This is a genomic window from Williamsia sp. Y853 (assembly GCF_056786495.1).
The window spans coordinates 1,868,476-1,888,146 of the sequence record NZ_JBXCJC010000001.1; the positions used below are offsets into that span (position 1 = coordinate 1,868,476).

Sequence of the window (19,671 nt, forward strand, 5' to 3'; positions counted from 1 at the left end):
CGCTGGTGGTGGAGAGTCGGTGACGGTAGTGAAGTTGGATCAGGCGGCGAGGGTGAGGGTTCGTCTGTTGTAGGCCGGTAGAGGTCTTCGCTGCGGATCGATATCGGCGGGCGGTATCAGCCACGGGTGCCCGTCGGAGCCCATGATCACGTCCCAGTCGGTGTTGTGAACCGCCATATGGCAGGTACGGCACAGCAGGCAACCGTTCTCCAGGGTGGTAGCACCTCCATCGGCGAAGTGCACGATGTGATGGCAGTCCGACCAGCCGGCTTTTGCACCACATTTCACACAACAGGTATCGCGGATGATGATCGCTTTACGGACCAGCCCTTTGAACAGCCGTTTCGGAGGACTCATATCGATCGGTACGTCCTGCCCGTCCAGGGTGATCGAGGTGATCGATGAATCGCACGCCAACGCAGCGGCGGTTGCTTCGGTGACCGGACCCATCCACGGCAACGTGGCAGCCTCGGGATGATCGGCCGGCACGGTCACGATCACCTCGGTTCGCGGCGCCGACACCAGCGTTTGCCCGCCACCACCGCAATCCAGCAGCTGGTGCAAGGCATCGGCGCGGCGTTGGGTAGGACTTCGACTGTCATCCGAGCCGTCGGGCTCGGGACGGGCCCTGGACCAGAAGTCCAACGCGGAAAACAACTTTTCCCCGATCACCGCATCAACATCGAACGTACCGACACATCGACCCTCACGGACTGCATAGTCCAGACTGTTCAACGACCGGTCTTCAGCCGGCGGCGGACCACCGGTGTCCCTGGCGACCTCGTTGCCCAGCATGCGGGCAGCCGCACCGATCTCAGCCGGTGGACATCCGGAGATGGCGTGGCTCAACAGTTTCCGCTCGAACTCGACCTGCTGTTCGGCGGTGATCGGATCCTCGGACCGGCCGACGACATGGGCGACACCTTTGACCACCGCGTCGATATGTTCGGAGGACAGGAACCCGTCCCGCGAATACCCGGCGGTACGATCCAGACCCGTCAAACCTGCGCTGATGCGTAACCAGCGGTAGGCAGATACTGGTGCAGCACCGTTGGCCTGCAACAACTTTGCTGTTGTCGACCCAGCCTTACGCGCCATACCCGACTCGTCGATCACCGCAGCGCACACCGCTAGTTGATGCTCGGTCGCGTTACGCAGGGTTATCAAATCCTTCGCCATACCCAGCGTCACAGTTGGATCATCGGGTATGACCAGGTCGACCAAATCGTCGACCATCTCGAGAAGTCGCATAGCACAGCACCTTCCAAGGAAAGAGCAAACCGGGGGCGTCGACCGGAGTGTCTCTGCGGGGAAGGCGTCAGATACGTCGTGCTTGTGGTCGACTGACTCCACTGTACCAACTCGAACACATGTTCGCAAGGTTCAAAGTGGTGTATCTAGCTTGACTACAACATCTTTCGGAAGGCGGACGAAACAACTCGTGTGGGGTCGCCGCCTCGCTGAGACCACGTTGAGGGCATTCGGCGCACGCCCCACGGAAGTGGGCTAGTGGCGTCGACATGATCGAGTCTGCGCCGAAATCGGTGACACCCAGAAGGCGAACGAGCGAAGCCCGCGCTGAGCTTTCGCTGTCGGCGTCGGCGACGGCGGCGAGCACTTCGTGACTTCGCGCGTGCGCAGCCACCAGAGCCCTCATGAACTCGAGGCGCTGGTCCTCGTTGTCGTCAGACTCTCGATGACCTCGACGGTTCGCGCGCGGTCGTTCGACGGCGGGTGAGCCAGGACGGCCTTGATGTGTGGCGGGAGGCTGGGTTCTCGTGTGGTCATGGGTTATTGGCTGCTGGCGGGCCAGCCGGGGCTGGGGGTGTGGATGTCTTGGGAGATCGGGGCGGGTGGGGTGTTGCATCGTTCGGCCCGGTCGATGTGCCGGTGATCTGGGTGGATGGTGTCGAGGATTGTCCAGTCGCCGTAGACGGTGCGGGTTGGGGCTGGCTGGTTGCCGCGTTGGTTTGCCGGGGGTGCGGCACCGGCGCGTTGGTAGGTGAAGATCATGGCGTAGTCAATGTTCTGGCTGGTTCGTGAGCAGATCATGACTCTGCCGACAACATTTGAGGGTGGAGTCCAGTCGGCGATTCCGGCAGGGTCTGGGTCGATGAAGGGAGCAACCCAGGCGAAGATGGTGAAAGGGGGGCCATTGCGAGGGCCGTTGCTGCGTCTATTGGGCCAGTGGTACCAACTGTCTCCGGTGGCGTCGGCCCAGCCTGGGAAGTATGCGGACGGACCGAGTTCTGATCGCTGTATGTACGACTCGAAGATGGCTCGGATGAACGTGCCGTCGGGGGTAGTGAGGTCGAGGTTGTCGGTGTTGAACCAGACGACCGGGTAGTCGTCGGCGGTGCGTAGCGAACTTGGCGGGGCCGAAGTGTCGCCGGCCTTCTCCGTGGGCCCCGCGCAGCTCGAGATCGCGAACGTGAGCACAATTGCTATGGCCGCGCCGCGCAGTAGAAGGGCTACCGGCCGTTGGCTACGGGGGCTGGCAACCGGCCTATCGAGGTTGTTTGGCAGGGGCATTGGGATTCTCTGGTTTTGCTCCGTAGGTGTAGATCATGGCGTAGTCAACGTCCCGGCTCACTGGTGGGCAGACGATGCCTCTGCCGATAGGGTCGGAGAGCGGTACCGAAGGTCCTTCGGGCGAATTGGCGAGTCGGCAGCCGGCGATGGTCAGCGCGAGGGTGATCGCTGTTGATGCGTGTGTGAGGGTGCGGATCATCGTTGTTCCCAGGCGAGTTCGTCGCGGACTTGTTGGGCGAGTTGTTCTCTGGTGTCTGGTGGTATGTCGGTGTGCCAACCGTGGTGGCGGTGCCAGTCGTCGTGTGCTTGGTGTAGGCGGGCGTTGAGTTCGTCGTGGTCGATGGGTGGGAGTGTGTGGGTGGGGCGTGCGTCGGGGAACTGCCGGTAGATGTCTTCGGCGGTGGTGCCTTCGGGTGAGCGCAGGGCAGCCATGATGTGTGGTGGGAGGCTGGGTTCTTTTGTGGTCATGGCTTATTGGTTGCTGGCGGGCCAGCCAGGGCTATGGGTGTGGATGCCTTGGGAGATCGGTGCGGGTGGGCTGTCGCAGCGGTCGGTGCGGTCGATGCGGTTGCCAGTTTGGGTGATGCTATCGAGGAGTGTCCAGTCGCCGTAGACGTTGCGGTTCGGGGTTGGCTGGTTGCCGTGTTGATCCGCTGGTGGTGCGGCGCCGGTGCGTTGGTAGGTGAAGATCATGGCGTAGTCATCGTCCTGACTGTTCCGTGAGCAGATGATGACTCCGCCGACAGCGTTGGAAAGGGGTGTCCAGTCCGAGATTCCGGCGGGGTCTGGGTCGATGAATGGTGCGACCCAGGCGAAGATGGTGAACGGGGGGTTGTTGCGGGGGCCGTATCCGGGTCTGTCGCCCCAGTTGTATCGGCTGTCCCCGGCGGCATCGGCGAAACCTGGGAAGTATGCGGACGCCCCCAGTTCTGAACGCAGGATGTAGGACTCGAAGATGGCCCGGACGAACGTGCCGTCGGGGGTGTCGAGGTCGATGTTCTCGGTGTCGAACCAGACGACCGGGTAATCGTCAACAGTGCGTACCGAACTTGGCGGGGCCGAAGTATCGCCGCCTTTGTCTGTGGGCCCCGCGCAGCTCGAGACGGCGGACATGAGCGCCATCGCAATGGCCGCACTGCGAACTAGCCGGGCAAAAAGCCAACCGCGTCGGCGGCTTGCCGTCGGGCTATCGAGGTTGTTTGGCGGGGGCATTGGGATTCTCTGGTTTTGATCCGTCGATACTCTTCATTGGCCAATCGGGCGCTTGGGTTCCCTTATCAAAACCATCTTCCCAGTCGCTTTTCATGTCGCCCACCGAATCCGTGAAAAGGTTAGGATTATCGCCACTGTTGAGTGCATTCCAGTCCAGTTTTCCGCCTCGAAATAGATCGTCCGGCATAGTATCTGCGAACTCTGGGTGAGACGCAATGTATCCCTGGAGTTCATAGAAATCGCGGATCTTAGGGTCGTTGAGTTGGGCTACCCAGTTGGGATCGTTTCCTTGGTTGGATTCATCCTCGAGTGTGGGCGCTTCGCCAAAGATTGCGTCGGCGAGCGGTTGTTGCATCGCTATGCCCGCTTCGCTACCCACCGGCAATAGTCCGGTCAGATCCTTAACGGTGGAGAATAGCGCCATCTTGTTGTTGTAACTCGCCGTTCGTTCTGCTAGATCCGTCTCGGAGAGATGGTTTACGGCCTGGCCATTTCCATCGGTCATTGCCTGGCTGAGAATTCCGGCCAATTCTGAGAAGTGGGCCTGGTCAGTCACTCCATACTGCAAGGCCATCAGATTCTGCCACTTATATGCTTCGGAGTTCATGGTTGCGGCGGCCTCGCCGTCAGTATTCAGAGAGCGGAATATGTTTTCCAGTTCTCCAGGGTTGAGGCGGTCTGCTCCGTAGCTCGGTGCACCCGTGCTGGTCGCGTCGATTCCGGTGAAGTCTCCCAGATAGGGGCTCAACGCGTTTGCGTAGATGCGGGCGAGTTCGGGGTTGGTGATGCCAACGTCGTCATTGGTGGCCATGTCTCCCGGTGACCCGAGGTAGTGAGCCAGCGCGCTGGCGTTTTCTCGGGACATTTCCGCGTAGAACGGATTGGACGATCCAACGTCTTGGCCGATGGTGTCAAACACGGTGTGTAGGCCACTGGTGTCTGTCCATTTATATTCCGAGATGTTGTTGAGATGAATTCCAGCATTGTACTGTCCGCCATTGTCGCAGGTGACGTTCATATTTTCGCCTGTGATGAAATCGTGGGCGGCTATCCTGTCGGAACCACCGACGTTCAGTGCGGTATTCAAGAGCGCGTCGATGGTGGCCTGGCCGCCGGGATTAGGGTTGATCGCGCTGTCGGCGCCAGCAATCTCAGATGATTGCTTGAGCAATCCTCGATTCACATCCGACCCGTGACGCGCGTTCTGATCGCCCGACGCGACGAAGTCGACGAATGATGAAAATTCTGGGAAGTGTGAAAAGAGATATCCGTTGTCATCCACTGGATTTGTGGTCAGGATTCTACGCATATTCGCTGGTAACGCTGCCATGCCACCGCGGTCTCCGCTGGAGGTGCCCAGATTTGGGGTCCCCAGCAGCTGAGTCGCGTTCGCGAGATTGCTTTGAATATCGTTGTGGTGGGCGCCCACTCCGAGTTCGGCTATTTCATCCATGGACAGCCCGTCGAGGTCGCCAACAATTTCCTTGAGGAAATCGAACTCGCCCTGGGTCATCGTGGCGGGCTTCCCATACTTGAGTGCTTCCAACTCGTCTGCGTCGAGATTGGTGCCGGCCTCCAACACCCGCCGCTCGAAGTCGCTCAGCTGCTTCCCGTCTCGGAGCTTCTCTCCGATTCGATCCGCGACGCCACCACCGAGTGCAGACTCCAATGGTGTCAGAGTGGAAATCGAAGCACTCGCTGCACCGATGGCCGCGGCGCAATTGGTATCTGCTACTTCGAATTCGCCGGCCAAGCGCTGCAGTTGTGTCGTTGACGTGGCGGCGTTGTTCGCCCGCGTGGCCTTCATGGTGGCGAGGAGCTCTAGCGCTGCATCGTCATCCTTGTACATAGACTCGGCCAAGGCGTAGTTGTAGCTGTCCGTGACCGTCCAGTCTTCGGCCACAACGTAGCCCGTTGCCTCGCACCCCGCGGCTCCGGTTTTGAGTCTCTCGGAGATGTGGCTCATCGACGTGTGGCCATCGGTGATGGCTGTTGAGAGCTTCTCGAAGGCATCATCAACCCTGGCGAACTGCACTCTCTCACGATCGGCGCGCGTTACGGCAGCATTCCGAAACTTGCCAGACCAGTCCATTCCGCTGATGGTGCGCTGAATATTCAGTCCGTCCCCATCGATCTGGTCGCCAATGGTGGTGGAGTCGGTGGCAGCAGCGGGCATGTTGCCGAAGTCGAAGGCGGAGACTTGACTCTTGGTCGGTCGCACGGGTCAGCTCTGCGGGCGCGTATTGAAGTCGCCAAGGGCTTCTAGACGTCGTGTGCTGTCTTCCTCAGTTGTTTGAAAGGTTTCAGCTGACGTGGTCAGAACCGTGTTCCATTCGCTGACTCGCGAACGCACCACCTCGATTGCCGTCGCGGCGGCGCCGGCTGCTGTGGTCAAGGCCGCTGATGTATCCGTGCCCGGTATGCCCGTTCCACCGAATCGCAGGGAACTCGTCGCTGTGTCGGGCGTGGCACCACCATATGAGGTGGTGCCGGTCATGCCGCCCCCGATCTGTCGCGCCGCAGCACGCAGATCTTCCGGATCTACCTGTGTTGTCATTGCATCCCCCTATGTGTGTTAACACATTCCCTCTGTGAGAGTAGCGCGACGATACCGGGGCGTGACGATAGGTCCGACTGTGACGGAAGACCGCGAGCGCGGCCCCTGAATCAACTATCTGGGTGGGTGCGCAGGGTCGGGATGACCTTCTCTCCGATCAACCGCACGCTGTCCCAGGATGGCTCCTCCGGCATGCCGCCGCAGAGCGGGTGACTGGTCACGAGCCGGAACTCTTTGCTGAGGCAGCGTTCGATGAGCTCGTCCGGTGTGCAGACGACATATCCTGTGCCGCTTCGAAGTTCGTCAACGCTGGTGGAGCTGTCGCGAACATGAGAAGCGTGATCACCGTGCCAGGCGTCGTAGGCGCGGGCGTCGGCGAGGAGGTATTCGCCGTAGGCGTGCCAGAACTTGTCGGGGTCTTCGGCGCAGAAAACGGTGGACGGTCCTGGTGGTGGTGTCATGACAAAGCCGGGATTCCGGCCGTGGCTACGGCATTCGTCGTCGTAGAGTTTGCGGAGTTCGGGGTCGGCGACCTGCGGTGCGAATCCCAGATCGAGTCGGGCGGCGCGGCGTGCGGCGGCCCGAGAACCGCCGCCGTAGAACAAGAATGGATGTGGCTGCGACAGGGGAGTCGGTGTGACGCGAACCCGTCGGCCGTTGTACTCGAACTCCTCGCCAGTCCAGGCCTGACGTAATACGCCGACGGCGTGTTCGATGTCGGCGCCCCGAGTGGTCCAGGATTTGCCGAACTGTTCGTATTCCTCTCGCCGGTAACCGAGGCCGAGTGTGTACGACACCCGGCCACCGCTCAGGTTGTCGAGGAGCGCGATGTCCTCGGCCAGTCGCAGTGGATCATGCAGGTTCACCACGATCGCCGAGATGGTGATCTGGATTCGGGTGGTACAGGCGGCAAATGCCGAGCCGACGATCAGTGGATTCGGCAGATAGCCATCAGGTGAGCCGTGATGCTCAGAGAGCATCACGGCGTCCTGGTCATGGTTTTCGAGATACGTGACCTGCTCCACGGCGCGCTTGAATAGTTCGGCCCGCCCCTGCGGTGTGGCCCCGGGCGCACGAAAGTCGTAGCGCGTCGCGAAGAAGGTCATGTCGACTTGTTCTGCTTTGCGAGTTTGGCCTCGTGCTTCTGGATGACAGAACCGAACATCATATTCATTCTCGAACCCTGCGGCCATCCCACGTAATAGCAGAGGAACAGGGCGATTTCGAGAAGTTCATCGCCGGTGAGTTCACCGTTGGCGAGTGCGGCACCGGCCTGGATCTCGGCAACATCGATCTGACCGGTTGCGGCCAGGACGCCGAAGATCAGCAGGCGACGATCACGGAAGTTCAGACCTTCCCGGTTCCAGACGTCGGCGAAGAGATGCTCGGTGAGATAGGCGTAGAAGTCACCCGGCCCGTCCTGCATCTCGAAGCCGTACACCTTGGCCATCGTGTCCATGCCCTTTTGGCGTAGCTCCGATGTCGGTGGCAATTCGCCATTCGAGGAGCTCTGGTCGGTTGTCATTTCTTTTCCTTTCCAAAGGTCGAGCTCCGCTCCGCTGCGTCTCCGCCCACGCCGAGACCGTCGGCGAAACGGTCGAGAGCTACTTCGCCCAAAGGGAGTTCGATGCCGAGTTCACTACCCAGGGCCAGCGCCAGACCGAGGTCCTTTTCGCCGAGGTCGCGGACGTGGCTCAAGATGTCGTACCAGAAATCGTCCGGTGGGATGGGGGCTGTGGTGTCCCGCAGGATGATCGAGCCTGCGCCCCCGGTGATCGCATCGGTGTGGCGGACCACCTTGCCGAGTTTGACGATGTCGATGCCTGCAGCTTCGGCGAGCCGGGACGCCTCTGTGGCGGCGGTGAACGAGATGAAATGCAGTAGGTTGCGGGCCAGCTTCATCTTGGTGCCGGCTCCGATCGGGCCGGCGTGGATGAGCATGTCGGACATCAGTGAGTACGGCGGCTTCAACCTCAGGTAGGCTTCGCGCTCACCGCCAACCATGATGGCAAGACGGCCCTCTTTGGCGCCACCCGCGCCGCCGGAGACAGGTGCATCGACCAGCGAAACCCCCTGTGCGGCACATACCTTCTCCAGATCGATCGCGGTCTGCGGCCCGATTGTGGAATGGATGGCGATGACGGTTCCCGGTGCGGCCGTCTCGAGGATGCCGTGTGACCCGGCGACCACGGTGTTGACTTGCTCGTCGTTGAGGACGGTCACGCCGATGACGGTGGCGGTCTTGGCCACCTCGGCGGGGGTGTCGGCGCGGGTGGAACCTTCGATCGTGGCCTCGGGGCGCGTATCGCAGACCACCAGGCCGCCCGGCCATTTCGCCAATCGATCGGCCATCGGTGCGCCCATGTTGCCGAGTCCGATGAACCCGACAGGTGCGCTCTGGTCCGACGCGGTGTCGGATGCCTGTTGTTCGCTCATGATCGGATGATCTGTCCGCCGTCGACGTTGAAGATCTGCCCGGTGATCCAGCCGGCCTCGTCGGACAGCAGGAACAAGCACATGCCGACGAGGTCGTCGGGGGTTCCCATGCGCGACAACGGCAGTTTGCTGACCATGTCCTTGACCATGTTGCTCGGTGTCGTCGACCTGGTGGCCTCGGTGTCGATCGGGCCGGGTGCGATTGCGTTGACCCGAATGCCGGATCCGCCGAGCTCGGTGGCGAGCTGCTGGGTCAGGCCGTTGACGCCGACCTTCGCCAGACCGTAGAAACCGCTGTACAGCCATGCGGCCGTGGAGGACTGGTTCACGATTGCGCTGCCGGGCTTCATGTGTCCGTAAACCGCGCGGGTCACGTTCAGTGCGCCGTCGAGGTTCACGCTCATGAACTTCTTGTAGTAGTCCCACGGAACGGTGATCAGGAAGTCCAACTGCATGCCACCGTAGATCGCCGCGTTGTTCACCAGATAGTCGATCTGGCCGTAGCTTTCCAGCGTTGCGGCGGCCAGTGCCTGTGCCGATTCGGGCTCGGCGACGTCGGTGTTGACGTACAGCCCGCCGATGTCGGCTGCCACCTGTTTGCCTGCCTCGTCGTTGAGGTCGGCGACCACCACATTCGCGCCCTCGGCAGCGAGCCGGCGGGCATAGACCTCGCCGATGCCACCCGCGGCTCCGGTGACTATCGCGGTCTTGCCTTCAAATCTGTTGTTGCTCATAGATCGATCTCCTTATGCAGGTGTCGCTACCGCTTTGATTTCCAAATATTCTTCGAATCCGGCCACGCCCATCTCGCGCCCGATGCCGGACTGTTTGTAGCCACCGAACGGGACGTCGGCGGAGTACCAGATACCGCCGTTGATGCCCATGGTTCCGGTGCGTACGCCGTCGACGACCTTCTTGATCCGATCCGGATCGGTGCCCCACACCGCGCCCGACAAGCCGTAGGGGGAGTCGTTGGCAATGGCGATCGCGTCGTCGTCGCCGTCGTGCGGGATGATCACCAGAACCGGCCCGAAGATTTCTTCCTGTGCCACGCGCGCGGAGTTGTCCAGCCCCGAGATCAAGGTCGGCTCGATGAAGAAGCCCTTGTCCTTGTCGGCCGGACGCCCGCCGCCGATCTCGATGGTGCCGCCTTCGTCGCGGGCGAGTTGTAGATAGCCCTCGATCCGCTCGCGCTGGACAGCGGAGATCACCGGACCGCATATGGTCCCGGGGTTGGTCGGGTCGCCGGCGGGGAGCCCGGCCAGACCGGCCTTGACCAATTCGATTGCCTCGTTGTACTTCTCGCGGGGCACCAGCATGCGGGTGGTGAGTGCACAGCCTTGGCCGGCGTGGGTGACCACGGAGAACGCCGCCATCGAGCAGGCGGCCCCCAGATCGGCGTCGTCGAGAACGATGTACGCCGACTTGCCGCCGAGTTCGAGGAAGACCCGCTTGAGTGTCTCGGCCGCGGCGACCATCACCTTCTTGCCGGTGGCGGTTGAACCGGTGAAGGAGACAACGTCCACGCGCGGATCGGACGATAGCAACGCCCCGACGCTGTGATCACTCGACGTGACGATGTTGATGACACCTGGCGGGAAGTCGGTTTCCTCGGCAATCACCTTGCCGACCAGCGCCGCACACCACGGAGTGTCGGGGGCGGGCTTGAGCACCACGGTGCAACCCGCGGCCAGTGCGGGACCGATCTTCGCGAAATTGATCTGGTGTGGGAAGTTCCACGGGGTGATCGCACCGACGACACCGGCCGCCTCACGCTGCACTGTGCGATGGGTCTTGATGCCCATCGGCTTCGCGCGGCCGAGGTCGGTCTCCCATTCGTAGCTCTCGGCCAGATCGGCGAAGTAGCCGAGATCGGCGATCGGGCCTTCGAGCTGTGGGCCGGAGGTCAGGAATGCCGGGGCACCGACCTCGGCGATGGTGATCTCGCGGAGTTCTTCGATGTGGCCCTGCAGCGCATCCCGGAGTTGGCGGAGGCAGTGTGCCCGGAAGGCATGGTCGCGGGGCCACGTGGTGGTGTCGAATGCGGTCCGGGCGGCGCCGATTGCGGCTTCCATGTCCCCGGTTGTGCCGTCGGCGGCGTGGCCGATGAGCTCTTCGGTTGCCGGGTTGATGATCGCGAATGTGCCCCCCGATCCAGGCACCAACTTCCCATCTATCAGCAGCTCGGAGCTGGTTTCTGGTCTGAGCGACATTGCTGACCTCTCCTTCGTGGATGACTGGCTGGACACGTGTCTGGACTGTGGTTTGAACGTAGTGTAACGTCACTGTCCATGTCCAGTCCGGTTTCTTTCGAATCCACTCGCCGCCGACTCACGACCGCGCAGGCCGAGACCGTCGCCAAGCTCACCGAGGCGGCGGTCGAAGTACTCCGTGAGGTCGGCTACGACGCCCTCACCGTGCGGTCGGTGGCCAAGCGTGCCGGGGTTGCCCCGGCTACCGCCTACACCTATTTCAGCTCCAAGGGGCACGTCGTCGCCGAGCTGTTCTGGCGCCGGCTGGCCGAGGGCATCACCGAACCCGATCCGTCGGCACCGCGCGCAGACCGGGTGGCCGTGGTGTTGCGGTCGGTGTCCCTGGCCGTCGAGGACGACAGCCATCTCGCGCGCGCGGTCACCGCATCACTGCTGGGGTCGGACCCCGACGTCGAACATCTCCGGCTGCGGATCGGTTTGCTGATCCGGCAGCGAATTTCGGATGCGCTGGTCGGCGACTCGGGCGAGGCCGTCAACGAAGGGGAGCTCGAAGCCCTGGAAATGCTGTACTCCGGCGCTCTGGTCCGCGCCGGTATGGGTTACGAATCGTATTCCGCCATCGCCGATCGGCTCGTCGCCGCGGCAAAACTACTGCTGGAGCGCCGATGACTGTGCCGACAAAGCTTTCGTTTGATCCGTACGACTACAACTTCCACGAGGATCCCTATCCGACCTATGCGCGCCTGCGGGCCGAGGCGCCGGTCTATCGCAACGCGGATATGGACTTCTGGGCGTTCGCCAAGCACGAGGATGTCCGCAACGGCTTCCGGGATGCGGCGCGGTTGTCGAACAGTTGGGGCGTCTCCCTCGACCCGGCAGCCTATGGACCCGATGCGCACAAGTCGATGTCCTTTCTGGCACTGGATGATCCGAAGCACATGCGCATCCGGAAGCTGGTGTCGAAGGGCTTCACCCCCAAGCGTGTTGCCGAATTGGCCGACCGGATCGGTGAACTGACGCAGCAACATTGGAGTCGTTGCCTGGAGATGGGGGAGTTCGACTACGTCACCGAGTTCGCCGGTCTGTTGCCGATGGACGTTGTCTCCGAGCTGCTCGACGTGCCGGTGAGCGACCGCGCCAACTTGCGGACCCAGTCGGATCTGCTGATCCACCGCGACGAAGGCGTGTTCGACGTTCCTGAAGCCGCGGTCTACGCCTACCTGGAATTGCATCGGTACTACTCCGAATTGCTGGTCGATCGCCGAAAGAACCCCGGCACCGATTTGGTCTCGGCGCTGCTCGACGCAGAGATCCTCGACGACGAAACCGGCGAGAAGACCAAGCTCACCGACGACGAGATCATCGGCTTCATGATCCTGATGATCGTTGCGGGCAACGAGACCACCACCAAGCTGTTGTCCAATGCGGTGTACTGGGGCTGGCGTTTCCCGGATCAGCTGGCGATTCCGATGGCTGATCACGAAGCGGTTCCGCAGTGGACCGAAGAGACTCTGCGATACGACAATTCAACTCAGATCGTGCTGCGACGCGTGATCGAGGACGTCGAATACGGTGGATACACCATCGCTGCCGGACAGCGGGTGCTGTTGCTTGTCGGATCGGCCAATCGTGATGAGGACGTCTTCGACGAGCCGGACCGTTACCTGATCGGCCGGGACAGTTCGCAGACGCTCACCAGCTTCGGTCTCGGCACCCACTTCTGCCTGGGGGCGCACCTGGCGCGTCTCGAGGCGAATGTTGCTCTCTCACAGATCGTGCAGTCGATCAATCAGGTCGACATCGACATCGACAAAGCCGTCCGCGTGCACTCGGTCAACGTTCGCGGATTCGCGTCGCTCCCCATGAAGGTGAAGGTGCGCTGAATGCCCCGTTTTCCCGCTCATCCCGATCGTCGCCCGGTCATCGTCGCCGGCGCATCATCCGGAATCGGTGCCGCCACAGCAGTGATGCTGGGCGCGGCCGGATACCCGGTTGCACTGGGCGCCAGGCGAGTTCAGAAATCTCAGGAGTTCGTCGATCAGATCAACGCGGCGGGAGGCGAGGCGGTGGCACTGCCGCTCGACGTCACCGATGCGGCATCGATCGATGAGTTCGTCACAAAGGCAGAAGCCCAGTTGGGCCCGATCGAGGTGGCGGTCTCCGGTGCAGGCGACCTGGAGCCCGGACGTGCGCACGAGCTGAGCAACGACGACTTCGCCGCTCAGGTCAACATCCATCTCCTCGGTGCCCAGCGTCTGTTCCGCCGGGTCGTCCCCGAGATGATCAAGCGGCAACGTGGCGACTTCGTGTTCGTGAGCTCCGACGTCGTCACGTGGCCCAGGCCGCAGATGGCCGCATACGTCGCGGCCAAGCGCGGTGTCGAAGGCCTGTCTGACGTGGCCCGAATGGAGCTCGAGGGCACCGGCGTCCGCTCCAGCCTGGTCCGACCGGGCCAGGTCATGACCGGGATGGGCATGAACTTCACGGCCGAGGTCGCCGAATCGGTTCTCAACGACTGGGTTCCGTGGGGCCTGGCCCGGCACAGCAACTTCTTGAAACCCGAACATCTCGCAACAGCCATCGCAACCATCGTTTCCATGCCTCGGGGGGCCCATATGCGCCTGGTCGAGGTCGAGGCAGAAGCCCCGATCGCACGCAGTGGAGGAGAGAGCAAATGACCCTTACCAAGCCCAAGCGCGTATCCGGTGGTGAAGGCGAGCACGGCCACCTCGACGAACTCTCGACCGACCCGATCGGCCTGTTCTGGCGCGTCCGCGAAGAGTGCGGCGACGTCGGTGTCTTCCAACTCGCCGACCGCGAGGTCGCGCTGGTCTCCGGTGCCGCCGCCAACGAGGCGTTCTTCCGTGCCTCGGAAGAGGATCTCGATCAGGCTGCCGCCTATCCGTTCATGACACCGATCTTCGGTGAGGGCGTGGTGTTCGACGCCAGCCCCGAACGTCGTTCGGAGATGCTGCACAACCAGGCGCTCAAGGGCGCTCACATGAAGCAGCACGCCATCACGATTCCCGAGGAGACCGAGCGCATCATCGCCAACTGGGGTGATGAGGGTGAGATCGATCTGCTGGAGTTCTTCGCCGAGCTGACCATCTACACCTCGTCTGCCTGCCTGATCGGCAAGAAGTTCCGGGAACAACTCGACGGCCGATTCGCGCATCTCTACCACGACTTGGAAAAGGGTACCGACCCGATCGCCTACGTCGATGCCTACGCAGACATCGAGAGCTTCCGTAAACGCGATGCCGCCCGAGTCGGTTTGGTGGAGCTGGTCCAGGGGATCATGGACACGCGTCTCGCCGGAGAGCCGGCGACGGACGAGGATCGGGATCTGCTCGATGTCCTGATGTCGATCAAGGACGACGAAGGCAACCTGCGCTTCACCGCCGACACGATCACCGGCATGTTCATCTCGATGATGTTCGCCGGCCACCACACCACTTCGGGCACGGCCGCCTGGACGCTGATCGAACTTCTCCGCCATCCGGAGTACATGGATCAAGTCACCGCCGAACTCGGCGAAATCTACTCCGATGGAGCCGAATACAGCTTCGGCGCGATGCGGCAGATCCCCAAGCTCGAATCGGCACTCAAGGAAGCCCTGCGTCTGCATCCGCCGTTGATCGTGTTGATGCGCGTGGTGCAGAACGAGTTCGTGGTCGAAGGCGTCCAACTCGAACCCGGACAAGCGATTGCGGTGTCGCCTGCGATCTCGAACCGCCTGCCCGAGGATTTCCCTGAACCCGACAGCTTCGACCCGGACCGCTATCTCGAACCCCGCCAAGAAGACCTCGTCAACCGGTGGACGTGGATTCCGTTCGGTGCGGGCCGGCATCGTTGTGTCGGTGCGCAATTCGCGATCATGCAGCTCAAGGCGATCTTCTCGGTGCTGTTGCAGAACTACGAGTTCGAGATGGCCCAGCCGCCGGAGTCGTACAAGAACGATCACTCGAAGATGGTTGTGCAGCTCGCACAGCCGTGCAAGGTCAAGTACCGCAAGCGCAACAGGTAGTGCCCAGAGCTGCGGTGGAGGTGGTTCCTGTGAAAATCGAAGTAGATCTGGACCTGTGTCAGGGGCACGGCATGTGTGAGATGGAAGCACCCGACATCTTCGAAGCCGAACGCGAATCGGTGAAACTGCTTGATTCCCAACCGGATAGCAGTCATATGGCAGACGTGGAGCGCGCGGTGCGTTACTGTCCGACCCAAGCCCTCAAAATTGTTGAAGAATGAAAGTTGGATACTCCCATGTCATTTGAACGCGCTGAACTCGACGAGATGGTGGAGCGTTGGCTGCAGGCCAACATCGATTGCGAGAAGACCGGCGATTGGCGGCCGCTCGCGGAGTACTACACCGAAGATGCCACCTACGGGTGGAATTACGGTGCCAAGCACGACTTCATGGCCATCGGCCGCGAGCAGATCCGTGACTATGCAATCGGTTTCGAGATGGACGGACTCGATGGTTGGACGTACCCGTACCAGACCTGGGTGATCGACGAGAAGACCGGCGACATGATGGGGCTGTGGAAGCAGATCTTCGAGGCCACCCGCGACGACGGCACCCACTACGGACTCGAGGGCATCCAGGGCAGCTGGTTCAAATATGCCGGAAACTTCCAGTGGGGATGGCAGCGCGACTTCTTCGACTACGGAAATGTCACCGCACTGTTCATGGAGATGATGACCGACGGTGTGATGAGCAAGGGGATGCAGGGCCGGATCGACCGGGTCATGAACGCCAAAGAGCTTCTGCCGGGCTGGTATCCGCTGGGTAAGACGCCTGTCGAGATGTGGTGATGACTCGATGTCGTACGCAGACCTCGACCGCCCGACATTGGCCAGACTCCTGCCGGAGCTGCTGCTGTCGGGGCAACTGATCGACCGTTCCGGAATGGCCCACTGTATCGGTGCTTTCGGGCGGGAAACCATGGCCCAGATCGCGATCGAAGAGTGGATGGCGGCCAGCCCCGTTTACACCAAACGGATGCGTACCGCGTTGCAGATCGACGGTGATGGCGTCGCGGACATGTTCAAGTGCTTGCAGCTCGACATCGGAGCACCACCGCAGTTCATGGACTTCCGGTACACGATCTTCGACGAATATCACGGTGAGTTCGTACTGAATCATTGTGGCGCACTGATGGATGTCGAGCCGATGGGCGATGACTACGTCACTTCGATGTGTCACGACATCGAAGATCCGACCTTCGACGCGACCGCGATCGCCACCAACAGGCGGGCGCGGATCCGCCCGATCCACCGGCCACCACGACGGCCGGCGGATCGGCATCCCCACTGCGCGTGGACGGTGACCATCGAACCCGACCGTGACGAACTGCCGTTGCCCGAGCAGTCGATCATCATGTCGGCGACGCGGGCAGCGAACGTCGAACTGTCGCCGATCATCGCCGGAGGCGAAGGCCACGACGACTACCGCGGCCCGGTCTGGGATGATCTGCGGTTCGCGGATTGGTCACACTCTGCGCTGATTCGGATGGCGGAAGAGGTTGCGCTGCAACACCAACTTCTGGCACTCGGGTTTGCGATGTCGGTGCGGGAGAAGTCCGAGGACGAGGGTCAGGCCGACAGTATCTTCCGAAAGCAGCTGACCGGCATCTCGGGTCTGACGGCTGATCGATTGCGCCACTGTCTCGGCGTGGAACAAGACGCCGAGGGGCTGGCAGCGGTGTTGCGGGTTCACCCGATTCTCGGGCCGGAGCAGTATGTCGGCGCGCAGGTGTCGATCCACGGCGCGGGGGACGACGTGACGGTTCGGTTGCGGTTGCCGGGGAACTCCGCTGCGATTGCCGACAACGGATGGATCGCCTACATCGATCCCGAACACCTCGAGCCGGTACTTGCGATGTCGTCGGCTGTGCATCCCACGTGGTCCTCGGTCTCCGGTCATCTCGAGGGGGATGACGTGGTGATCGAGATCGCTCGCGGGGAGGCGATCAAGGAGTCCGGCGAGGTCGCCATCGCACGCTTCAGCGGCGGCGCGACATTCGAGTTCGCGGACCGCGGGATTCCGTTGTCGATCACACCGGTCTCAGCAGTGTGAATTCGCAACACCTGCAGGGCAAGCGGGCCGTGATCGCCGGATCCAGTCGTGGCATAGGCCTGGCCGTCGCGAGCAAGCTTGCCGCGGAGGGTGCGTCGGTGGTGGTCAATGGCCGCGACGACGCCACAGTCAAGGCTGCCGCAGCGCAGATTGTCGAGGGTGGTGGCATTGCGGTTGCAGTGGTCGGCAACGTCGCGGAGGAGGATGTCGCACAAGAGGCGGTGTCCACCGCGATGCGTGAGTTCGGTGGGCTCGATGTGGTGATCAACTGCGCAGGCGTTGCCGAACCGGAGGGATCATCGATCCTGACCATGAGCACCTACGAGTTCTTTGCCCAGCTCGATGCGCATCTGGTGAGCACGTTCGAACTGGTGCGCGCGGCTGCGCCGATCCTCGTGGAACAGGGCTCCGGTGCGATTGTCACCACCGGTTCGGCGGCGTCGGCGGGCAACTTCGGAGGAACTGGGTACCCGGCCGCGAAAGGTGGGGTGAACAGTCTGTCGCTGGCGTTGGCCGCGGACCTGCGTCCGCACGGTGTGCGGGTCAACGTCGTCTGCCCGGGTGGCAAGACGAGGTTGTCGACGGGTGCCGGATACGAGGCGCACATCAGAGACCTGTTCGAGCGTGGTCTGCTCGACGAATTCACCCGCGATGCCGCGCTGGATCCGGCGCCACCGGAGTACGTGGCACCGCTGTATGCCTATCTCGCAAGCGATCTGGCCGACGGCATCACCGGCCAGATATACAGTGCAGCAGGTGGTTTCATCGGAAAGTATCCGGCGTTCGAGCCGGCGTTCGTGGCCTACCGCGGGCGCGATCCCGAACCGCCGTATTCGTTGGCCGAACTGCAGGCCATCCTCGCCGATTGAATGTCGGTGCCGACTGCGTGATAGGCATGTTTTCATGACGCAGACGAAAGACCCCATGGAAGTACTCGGCATCGAACACGTTGTCGACGACCAAGGGGCTCGGACGTTCAGCCAGTTCCTCGGGACCGATGTCGTCGATCACCGCGGGATCGCCGGTATGTCTTCGTATGCCACGTTGGCGGAGATCGTCGGCGGCAATGCCTTCTATCGCTCCCATCCGGAGGGTTCGGCGACGGTCCAGGCGCGGTTGTCGTTGTCCGCCCCCGTCCCGGCGAGATCTGGCAGTCGCGTGCGAGGCACAGGCCGCCTGGTCGGTGCCACCGGTGACCACGGGGTCACCTCTGCCGAATTGGTCGACGATGCGGGCACCGTGGTCTGCGTGGCGACCGGGCGGGGCGTCCTGGTCCGCCGTGCCATCGGAGAAATCCCGGAGCTCGAACTCGGCAAGCAGGCCGGTACGAGCGAGAATCACGAGCAGTCGCCACCACCGGAGGGCCTCGACCCGGATCTGACCGGCAGACAGATCCTGGCGGGTCTGACGGACGGTTCGATTGCTGCCGGGCCGATCCAGCGTCTTCTGGGCCTGCGCGTCGTTGCTGTTGGTGACCACGAAGTCGAGATCGCGGTGGCGCCGTGTCCCGGGATGGCGAATCGGATGGGCACAATGCATGGCGGGATCGTGACGTCGATCATGGCCGAAGGTTGCTCGCTCGGCGCCGAGTTGTCGGCCAGAGCAGGCGGGCGTTACCAGGTCTCCGACCTCACCGTGAGCTTCCTGCGTTCACCCGCTGTCGATCAGGGCAACCTGACCGTCGTGGTGAAGCAGGTGAAGTCAGGTCGTCGCATCTGTTCTGTCACCGCAACCATGAGTCACCCGGACGGCACCGTCGTCGCCCAGGCCACCGCCGACGCCACCGCCGTTTGATCGGTCGGGCGACGGTGGGTGCCGGGGAGAAGGCGGGCGATCACCCGACGACCAGGGTGCGGAGTTCTTCGGCGAGATCGGGTGTGGCTGCGACGATTCCGCTCCAACGGCGGGTGAGGTCGGTGTCGAACTCGATGTCGCGGCCGTAGGCGTCGATCACGGCCCCTCCGGACGACTCGACCAGGACAACTGCGGCCGCGATGTCCATGAGACGGTGGGTGTCGCTGCCCGCATCGAGAAAGGCGTCGACGGCTCCGGTGGCCACGAATGCGGAATCGATGGTGCTGCAACTGAGGATTCGGACCCTGGTGGCGCGCTTGGCAACCCGGGACCAGGCGTCCCAGTTACGTTCGTGGGGACGTAGCACGGAGACGGCGGCATTGGCGACGCTGGTGCACCCACTGGTGCGGTAGGGCGCAACAGTTCTCGACGCCCACCAGCTCTCACCGGTGTGCAGCCAGGTGGTCATGGCCTCGACGAACGCACCATCGACGACCACTGCCGCGCTGAAGCAGGCCAGGGGCACTCCGGCGGCGGCGTTGGCAGAGCCGTCGACGGGATCGATCACCAGAGTGACGGCCGAGCCGACATCGATCCAGCCGCGTTCTTCGGTCAGTACGTTCACGCCCGCCGCGGTGGCGACGTCGATGATCGCGTTTTCGACGAGTTCGTCGATGAGCATGGTGGGTGTGCCGTCGGCGCCGGTCATCACGGTTGCCCGCAACTCTTCTCGGGTGTGCGACTGCACGGCGCTGCGGTGTGCTTCCATCGCGGCGTCCGAAGCCGCCTGCAGAGCGGAATTGGTTCGGGTTCTGACACTTTCGACTGAACTCACGGTATCTCTTTCA

Annotated in this window: 21 protein-coding genes; 9 read left to right on the forward strand and 12 right to left on the reverse strand. The window is 62.3% G+C overall.

What is annotated here, in order from left to right; genetic code table 11:
• Positions 1-39 precede the first annotated feature (39 nt).
• From AC1TPF_RS08680 to AC1TPF_RS08730, 11 genes are all read right to left on the reverse strand, one after another.
• Positions 40-1,251 carry an HNH endonuclease gene (locus tag AC1TPF_RS08680; protein ID WP_482143519.1) on the reverse strand — a complete coding sequence of 404 codons (1,212 nt, stop codon included), beginning with the start codon at positions 1,249-1,251 and terminating at the stop codon, positions 40-42.
• 540 nt (positions 1,252-1,791) lie between these two features.
• Entirely contained in the window at positions 1,792-2,532 is a 741-nt protein-coding gene (locus tag AC1TPF_RS08685) for a hypothetical protein (protein ID WP_482143521.1), read from the reverse strand.
• Positions 2,533-2,727: 195 nt separating this feature from the next.
• Positions 2,728-3,000, reverse strand: a complete 273-nt coding sequence (locus tag AC1TPF_RS08690; RefSeq protein WP_482143523.1) for a hypothetical protein — start codon at positions 2,998-3,000, stop codon at positions 2,728-2,730.
• Positions 3,001-3,003: 3 nt separating this feature from the next.
• Positions 3,004-3,645, reverse strand: coding sequence for a hypothetical protein (locus tag AC1TPF_RS08695; protein WP_482143525.1), 642 nt, complete (start codon positions 3,643-3,645; stop codon positions 3,004-3,006).
• Between the two features lie 73 nt (positions 3,646-3,718).
• A complete protein-coding gene (locus AC1TPF_RS08700; RefSeq protein WP_482143526.1) occupies positions 3,719-5,920 on the reverse strand; it encodes a TPR repeat domain-containing protein in 2,202 nt (733 codons plus the stop codon).
• A 48-nt stretch (positions 5,921-5,968) separates the two neighbouring features.
• On the reverse strand, positions 5,969-6,301 hold the full coding sequence (locus AC1TPF_RS08705) for a hypothetical protein (RefSeq protein ID WP_482143527.1): 333 nt from the start codon (positions 6,299-6,301) through the stop codon (positions 5,969-5,971).
• A 110-nt stretch (positions 6,302-6,411) separates the two neighbouring features.
• Complete coding sequence (locus AC1TPF_RS08710; RefSeq protein ID WP_482143529.1) at positions 6,412-7,407, reverse strand: LLM class flavin-dependent oxidoreductase; 996 nt, start codon at positions 7,405-7,407, stop codon at positions 6,412-6,414.
• Positions 7,404-7,826: a carboxymuconolactone decarboxylase family protein gene (locus tag AC1TPF_RS08715; protein WP_482135514.1), complete on the reverse strand. Its 423-nt coding sequence runs from the start codon at positions 7,824-7,826 to the stop codon at positions 7,404-7,406. The genes AC1TPF_RS08710 and AC1TPF_RS08715 overlap by 4 nt, the downstream gene beginning before the upstream one ends.
• Entirely contained in the window at positions 7,823-8,737 is a 915-nt protein-coding gene (locus tag AC1TPF_RS08720; protein ID WP_482135513.1) for an NAD(P)-dependent oxidoreductase, read from the reverse strand. Before AC1TPF_RS08720 ends, AC1TPF_RS08715 begins: the two co-directional genes overlap by 4 nt.
• Positions 8,734-9,471: an SDR family oxidoreductase gene (locus tag AC1TPF_RS08725; protein ID WP_482135512.1), complete on the reverse strand. Its 738-nt coding sequence runs from the start codon at positions 9,469-9,471 to the stop codon at positions 8,734-8,736. Before AC1TPF_RS08725 ends, AC1TPF_RS08720 begins: the two co-directional genes overlap by 4 nt.
• A gap of 12 nt (positions 9,472-9,483) precedes the next feature.
• Positions 9,484-10,950, reverse strand: a complete 1,467-nt coding sequence (locus tag AC1TPF_RS08730; protein ID WP_482135511.1) for an aldehyde dehydrogenase — start codon at positions 10,948-10,950, stop codon at positions 9,484-9,486.
• 78 nt (positions 10,951-11,028) lie between these two features.
• Here AC1TPF_RS08730 and AC1TPF_RS08735 point away from each other — a divergent pair, with 78 nt between their 5' ends.
• The 9 genes from AC1TPF_RS08735 to AC1TPF_RS08775 are packed head-to-tail and all read left to right on the forward strand — an operon-like array spanning position 11,029 to position 18,823.
• Positions 11,029-11,619 (forward strand): TetR/AcrR family transcriptional regulator, encoded by a 591-nt coding sequence (locus AC1TPF_RS08735; RefSeq protein WP_482135510.1) that lies wholly within the window; start codon positions 11,029-11,031, stop codon positions 11,617-11,619.
• Entirely contained in the window at positions 11,616-12,833 is a 1,218-nt protein-coding gene (locus AC1TPF_RS08740) for a cytochrome P450 (protein WP_482143530.1), read from the forward strand. The genes AC1TPF_RS08735 and AC1TPF_RS08740 overlap by 4 nt, the downstream gene beginning before the upstream one ends.
• Positions 12,834-13,628 (forward strand): SDR family oxidoreductase, encoded by a 795-nt coding sequence (locus tag AC1TPF_RS08745; RefSeq protein WP_482135508.1) that lies wholly within the window; start codon positions 12,834-12,836, stop codon positions 13,626-13,628.
• Entirely contained in the window at positions 13,625-14,977 is a 1,353-nt protein-coding gene (locus AC1TPF_RS08750; RefSeq protein ID WP_482135507.1) for a cytochrome P450, read from the forward strand. Before AC1TPF_RS08745 ends, AC1TPF_RS08750 begins: the two co-directional genes overlap by 4 nt.
• Before the next feature lie 29 nt (positions 14,978-15,006).
• A complete protein-coding gene (locus AC1TPF_RS08755) occupies positions 15,007-15,198 on the forward strand; it encodes a ferredoxin (RefSeq protein WP_482135506.1) in 192 nt (63 codons plus the stop codon).
• Between the two features lie 15 nt (positions 15,199-15,213).
• Positions 15,214-15,765 (forward strand): nuclear transport factor 2 family protein, encoded by a 552-nt coding sequence (locus AC1TPF_RS08760; protein ID WP_482135505.1) that lies wholly within the window; start codon positions 15,214-15,216, stop codon positions 15,763-15,765.
• A 7-nt stretch (positions 15,766-15,772) separates the two neighbouring features.
• The gene (locus AC1TPF_RS08765) at positions 15,773-17,029 is read left to right on the forward strand and encodes a hypothetical protein (RefSeq protein WP_482135504.1); all 1,257 of its coding nucleotides are present in this window, start codon (positions 15,773-15,775) and stop codon (positions 17,027-17,029) included.
• Complete coding sequence (locus AC1TPF_RS08770; RefSeq protein WP_482143532.1) at positions 17,026-17,898, forward strand: SDR family NAD(P)-dependent oxidoreductase; 873 nt, start codon at positions 17,026-17,028, stop codon at positions 17,896-17,898. The genes AC1TPF_RS08765 and AC1TPF_RS08770 overlap by 4 nt, the downstream gene beginning before the upstream one ends.
• A 34-nt stretch (positions 17,899-17,932) precedes the next feature.
• Positions 17,933-18,823, forward strand: coding sequence for a PaaI family thioesterase (locus AC1TPF_RS08775; RefSeq protein ID WP_482143534.1), 891 nt, complete (start codon positions 17,933-17,935; stop codon positions 18,821-18,823).
• 40 nt (positions 18,824-18,863) lie between these two features.
• Here the strand turns inward: AC1TPF_RS08775 and AC1TPF_RS08780 are convergent, their stop codons facing one another.
• Positions 18,864-19,658, reverse strand: a complete 795-nt coding sequence (locus AC1TPF_RS08780; protein WP_482143535.1) for an inositol monophosphatase family protein — start codon at positions 19,656-19,658, stop codon at positions 18,864-18,866.
• Positions 19,659-19,671: the final 13 nt, after the last annotated feature.

Bases quoted from the DNA above. Each gene is read 5' to 3' on its own strand.
- AC1TPF_RS08690 (WP_482143523.1), bottom strand. From the start codon at position 3,000: ATGACCACAAAAGAACCCAGCCTCCCACCACACATCATGGCTGCCCTG.
- AC1TPF_RS08715 (WP_482135514.1), bottom strand. From the start codon at position 7,826: ATGACAACCGACCAGAGCTCCTCGAATGGCGAATTGCCACCGACATCG.
- AC1TPF_RS08695 (WP_482143525.1), bottom strand. From the start codon at position 3,645: ATGTCCGCCGTCTCGAGCTGCGCGGGGCCCACAGACAAAGGCGGCGAT.
- AC1TPF_RS08700 (WP_482143526.1), bottom strand. From the start codon at position 5,920: ATGCCCGCTGCTGCCACCGACTCCACCACCATTGGCGACCAGATCGAT.
- AC1TPF_RS08750 (WP_482135507.1), top strand. From the start codon at position 13,625: ATGACCCTTACCAAGCCCAAGCGCGTATCCGGTGGTGAAGGCGAGCAC.
- AC1TPF_RS08710 (WP_482143529.1), bottom strand. From the start codon at position 7,407: ATGACCTTCTTCGCGACGCGCTACGACTTTCGTGCGCCCGGGGCCACA.
- AC1TPF_RS08685 (WP_482143521.1), bottom strand. From the start codon at position 2,532: ATGCCCCTGCCAAACAACCTCGATAGGCCGGTTGCCAGCCCCCGTAGC.
- AC1TPF_RS08730 (WP_482135511.1), bottom strand. From the start codon at position 10,950: ATGTCGCTCAGACCAGAAACCAGCTCCGAGCTGCTGATAGATGGGAAG.
- AC1TPF_RS08760 (WP_482135505.1), top strand. From the start codon at position 15,214: ATGTCATTTGAACGCGCTGAACTCGACGAGATGGTGGAGCGTTGGCTG.
- AC1TPF_RS08765 (WP_482135504.1), top strand. From the start codon at position 15,773: ATGTCGTACGCAGACCTCGACCGCCCGACATTGGCCAGACTCCTGCCG.
- AC1TPF_RS08680 (WP_482143519.1), bottom strand. From the start codon at position 1,251: ATGCGACTTCTCGAGATGGTCGACGATTTGGTCGACCTGGTCATACCC.
- AC1TPF_RS08725 (WP_482135512.1), bottom strand. From the start codon at position 9,471: ATGAGCAACAACAGATTTGAAGGCAAGACCGCGATAGTCACCGGAGCC.
- AC1TPF_RS08740 (WP_482143530.1), top strand. From the start codon at position 11,616: ATGACTGTGCCGACAAAGCTTTCGTTTGATCCGTACGACTACAACTTC.
- AC1TPF_RS08745 (WP_482135508.1), top strand. From the start codon at position 12,834: ATGCCCCGTTTTCCCGCTCATCCCGATCGTCGCCCGGTCATCGTCGCC.
- AC1TPF_RS08775 (WP_482143534.1), top strand. From the start codon at position 17,933: ATGACGCAGACGAAAGACCCCATGGAAGTACTCGGCATCGAACACGTT.
- AC1TPF_RS08705 (WP_482143527.1), bottom strand. From the start codon at position 6,301: ATGACAACACAGGTAGATCCGGAAGATCTGCGTGCTGCGGCGCGACAG.
- AC1TPF_RS08720 (WP_482135513.1), bottom strand. From the start codon at position 8,737: ATGAGCGAACAACAGGCATCCGACACCGCGTCGGACCAGAGCGCACCT.
- AC1TPF_RS08735 (WP_482135510.1), top strand. From the start codon at position 11,029: ATGTCCAGTCCGGTTTCTTTCGAATCCACTCGCCGCCGACTCACGACC.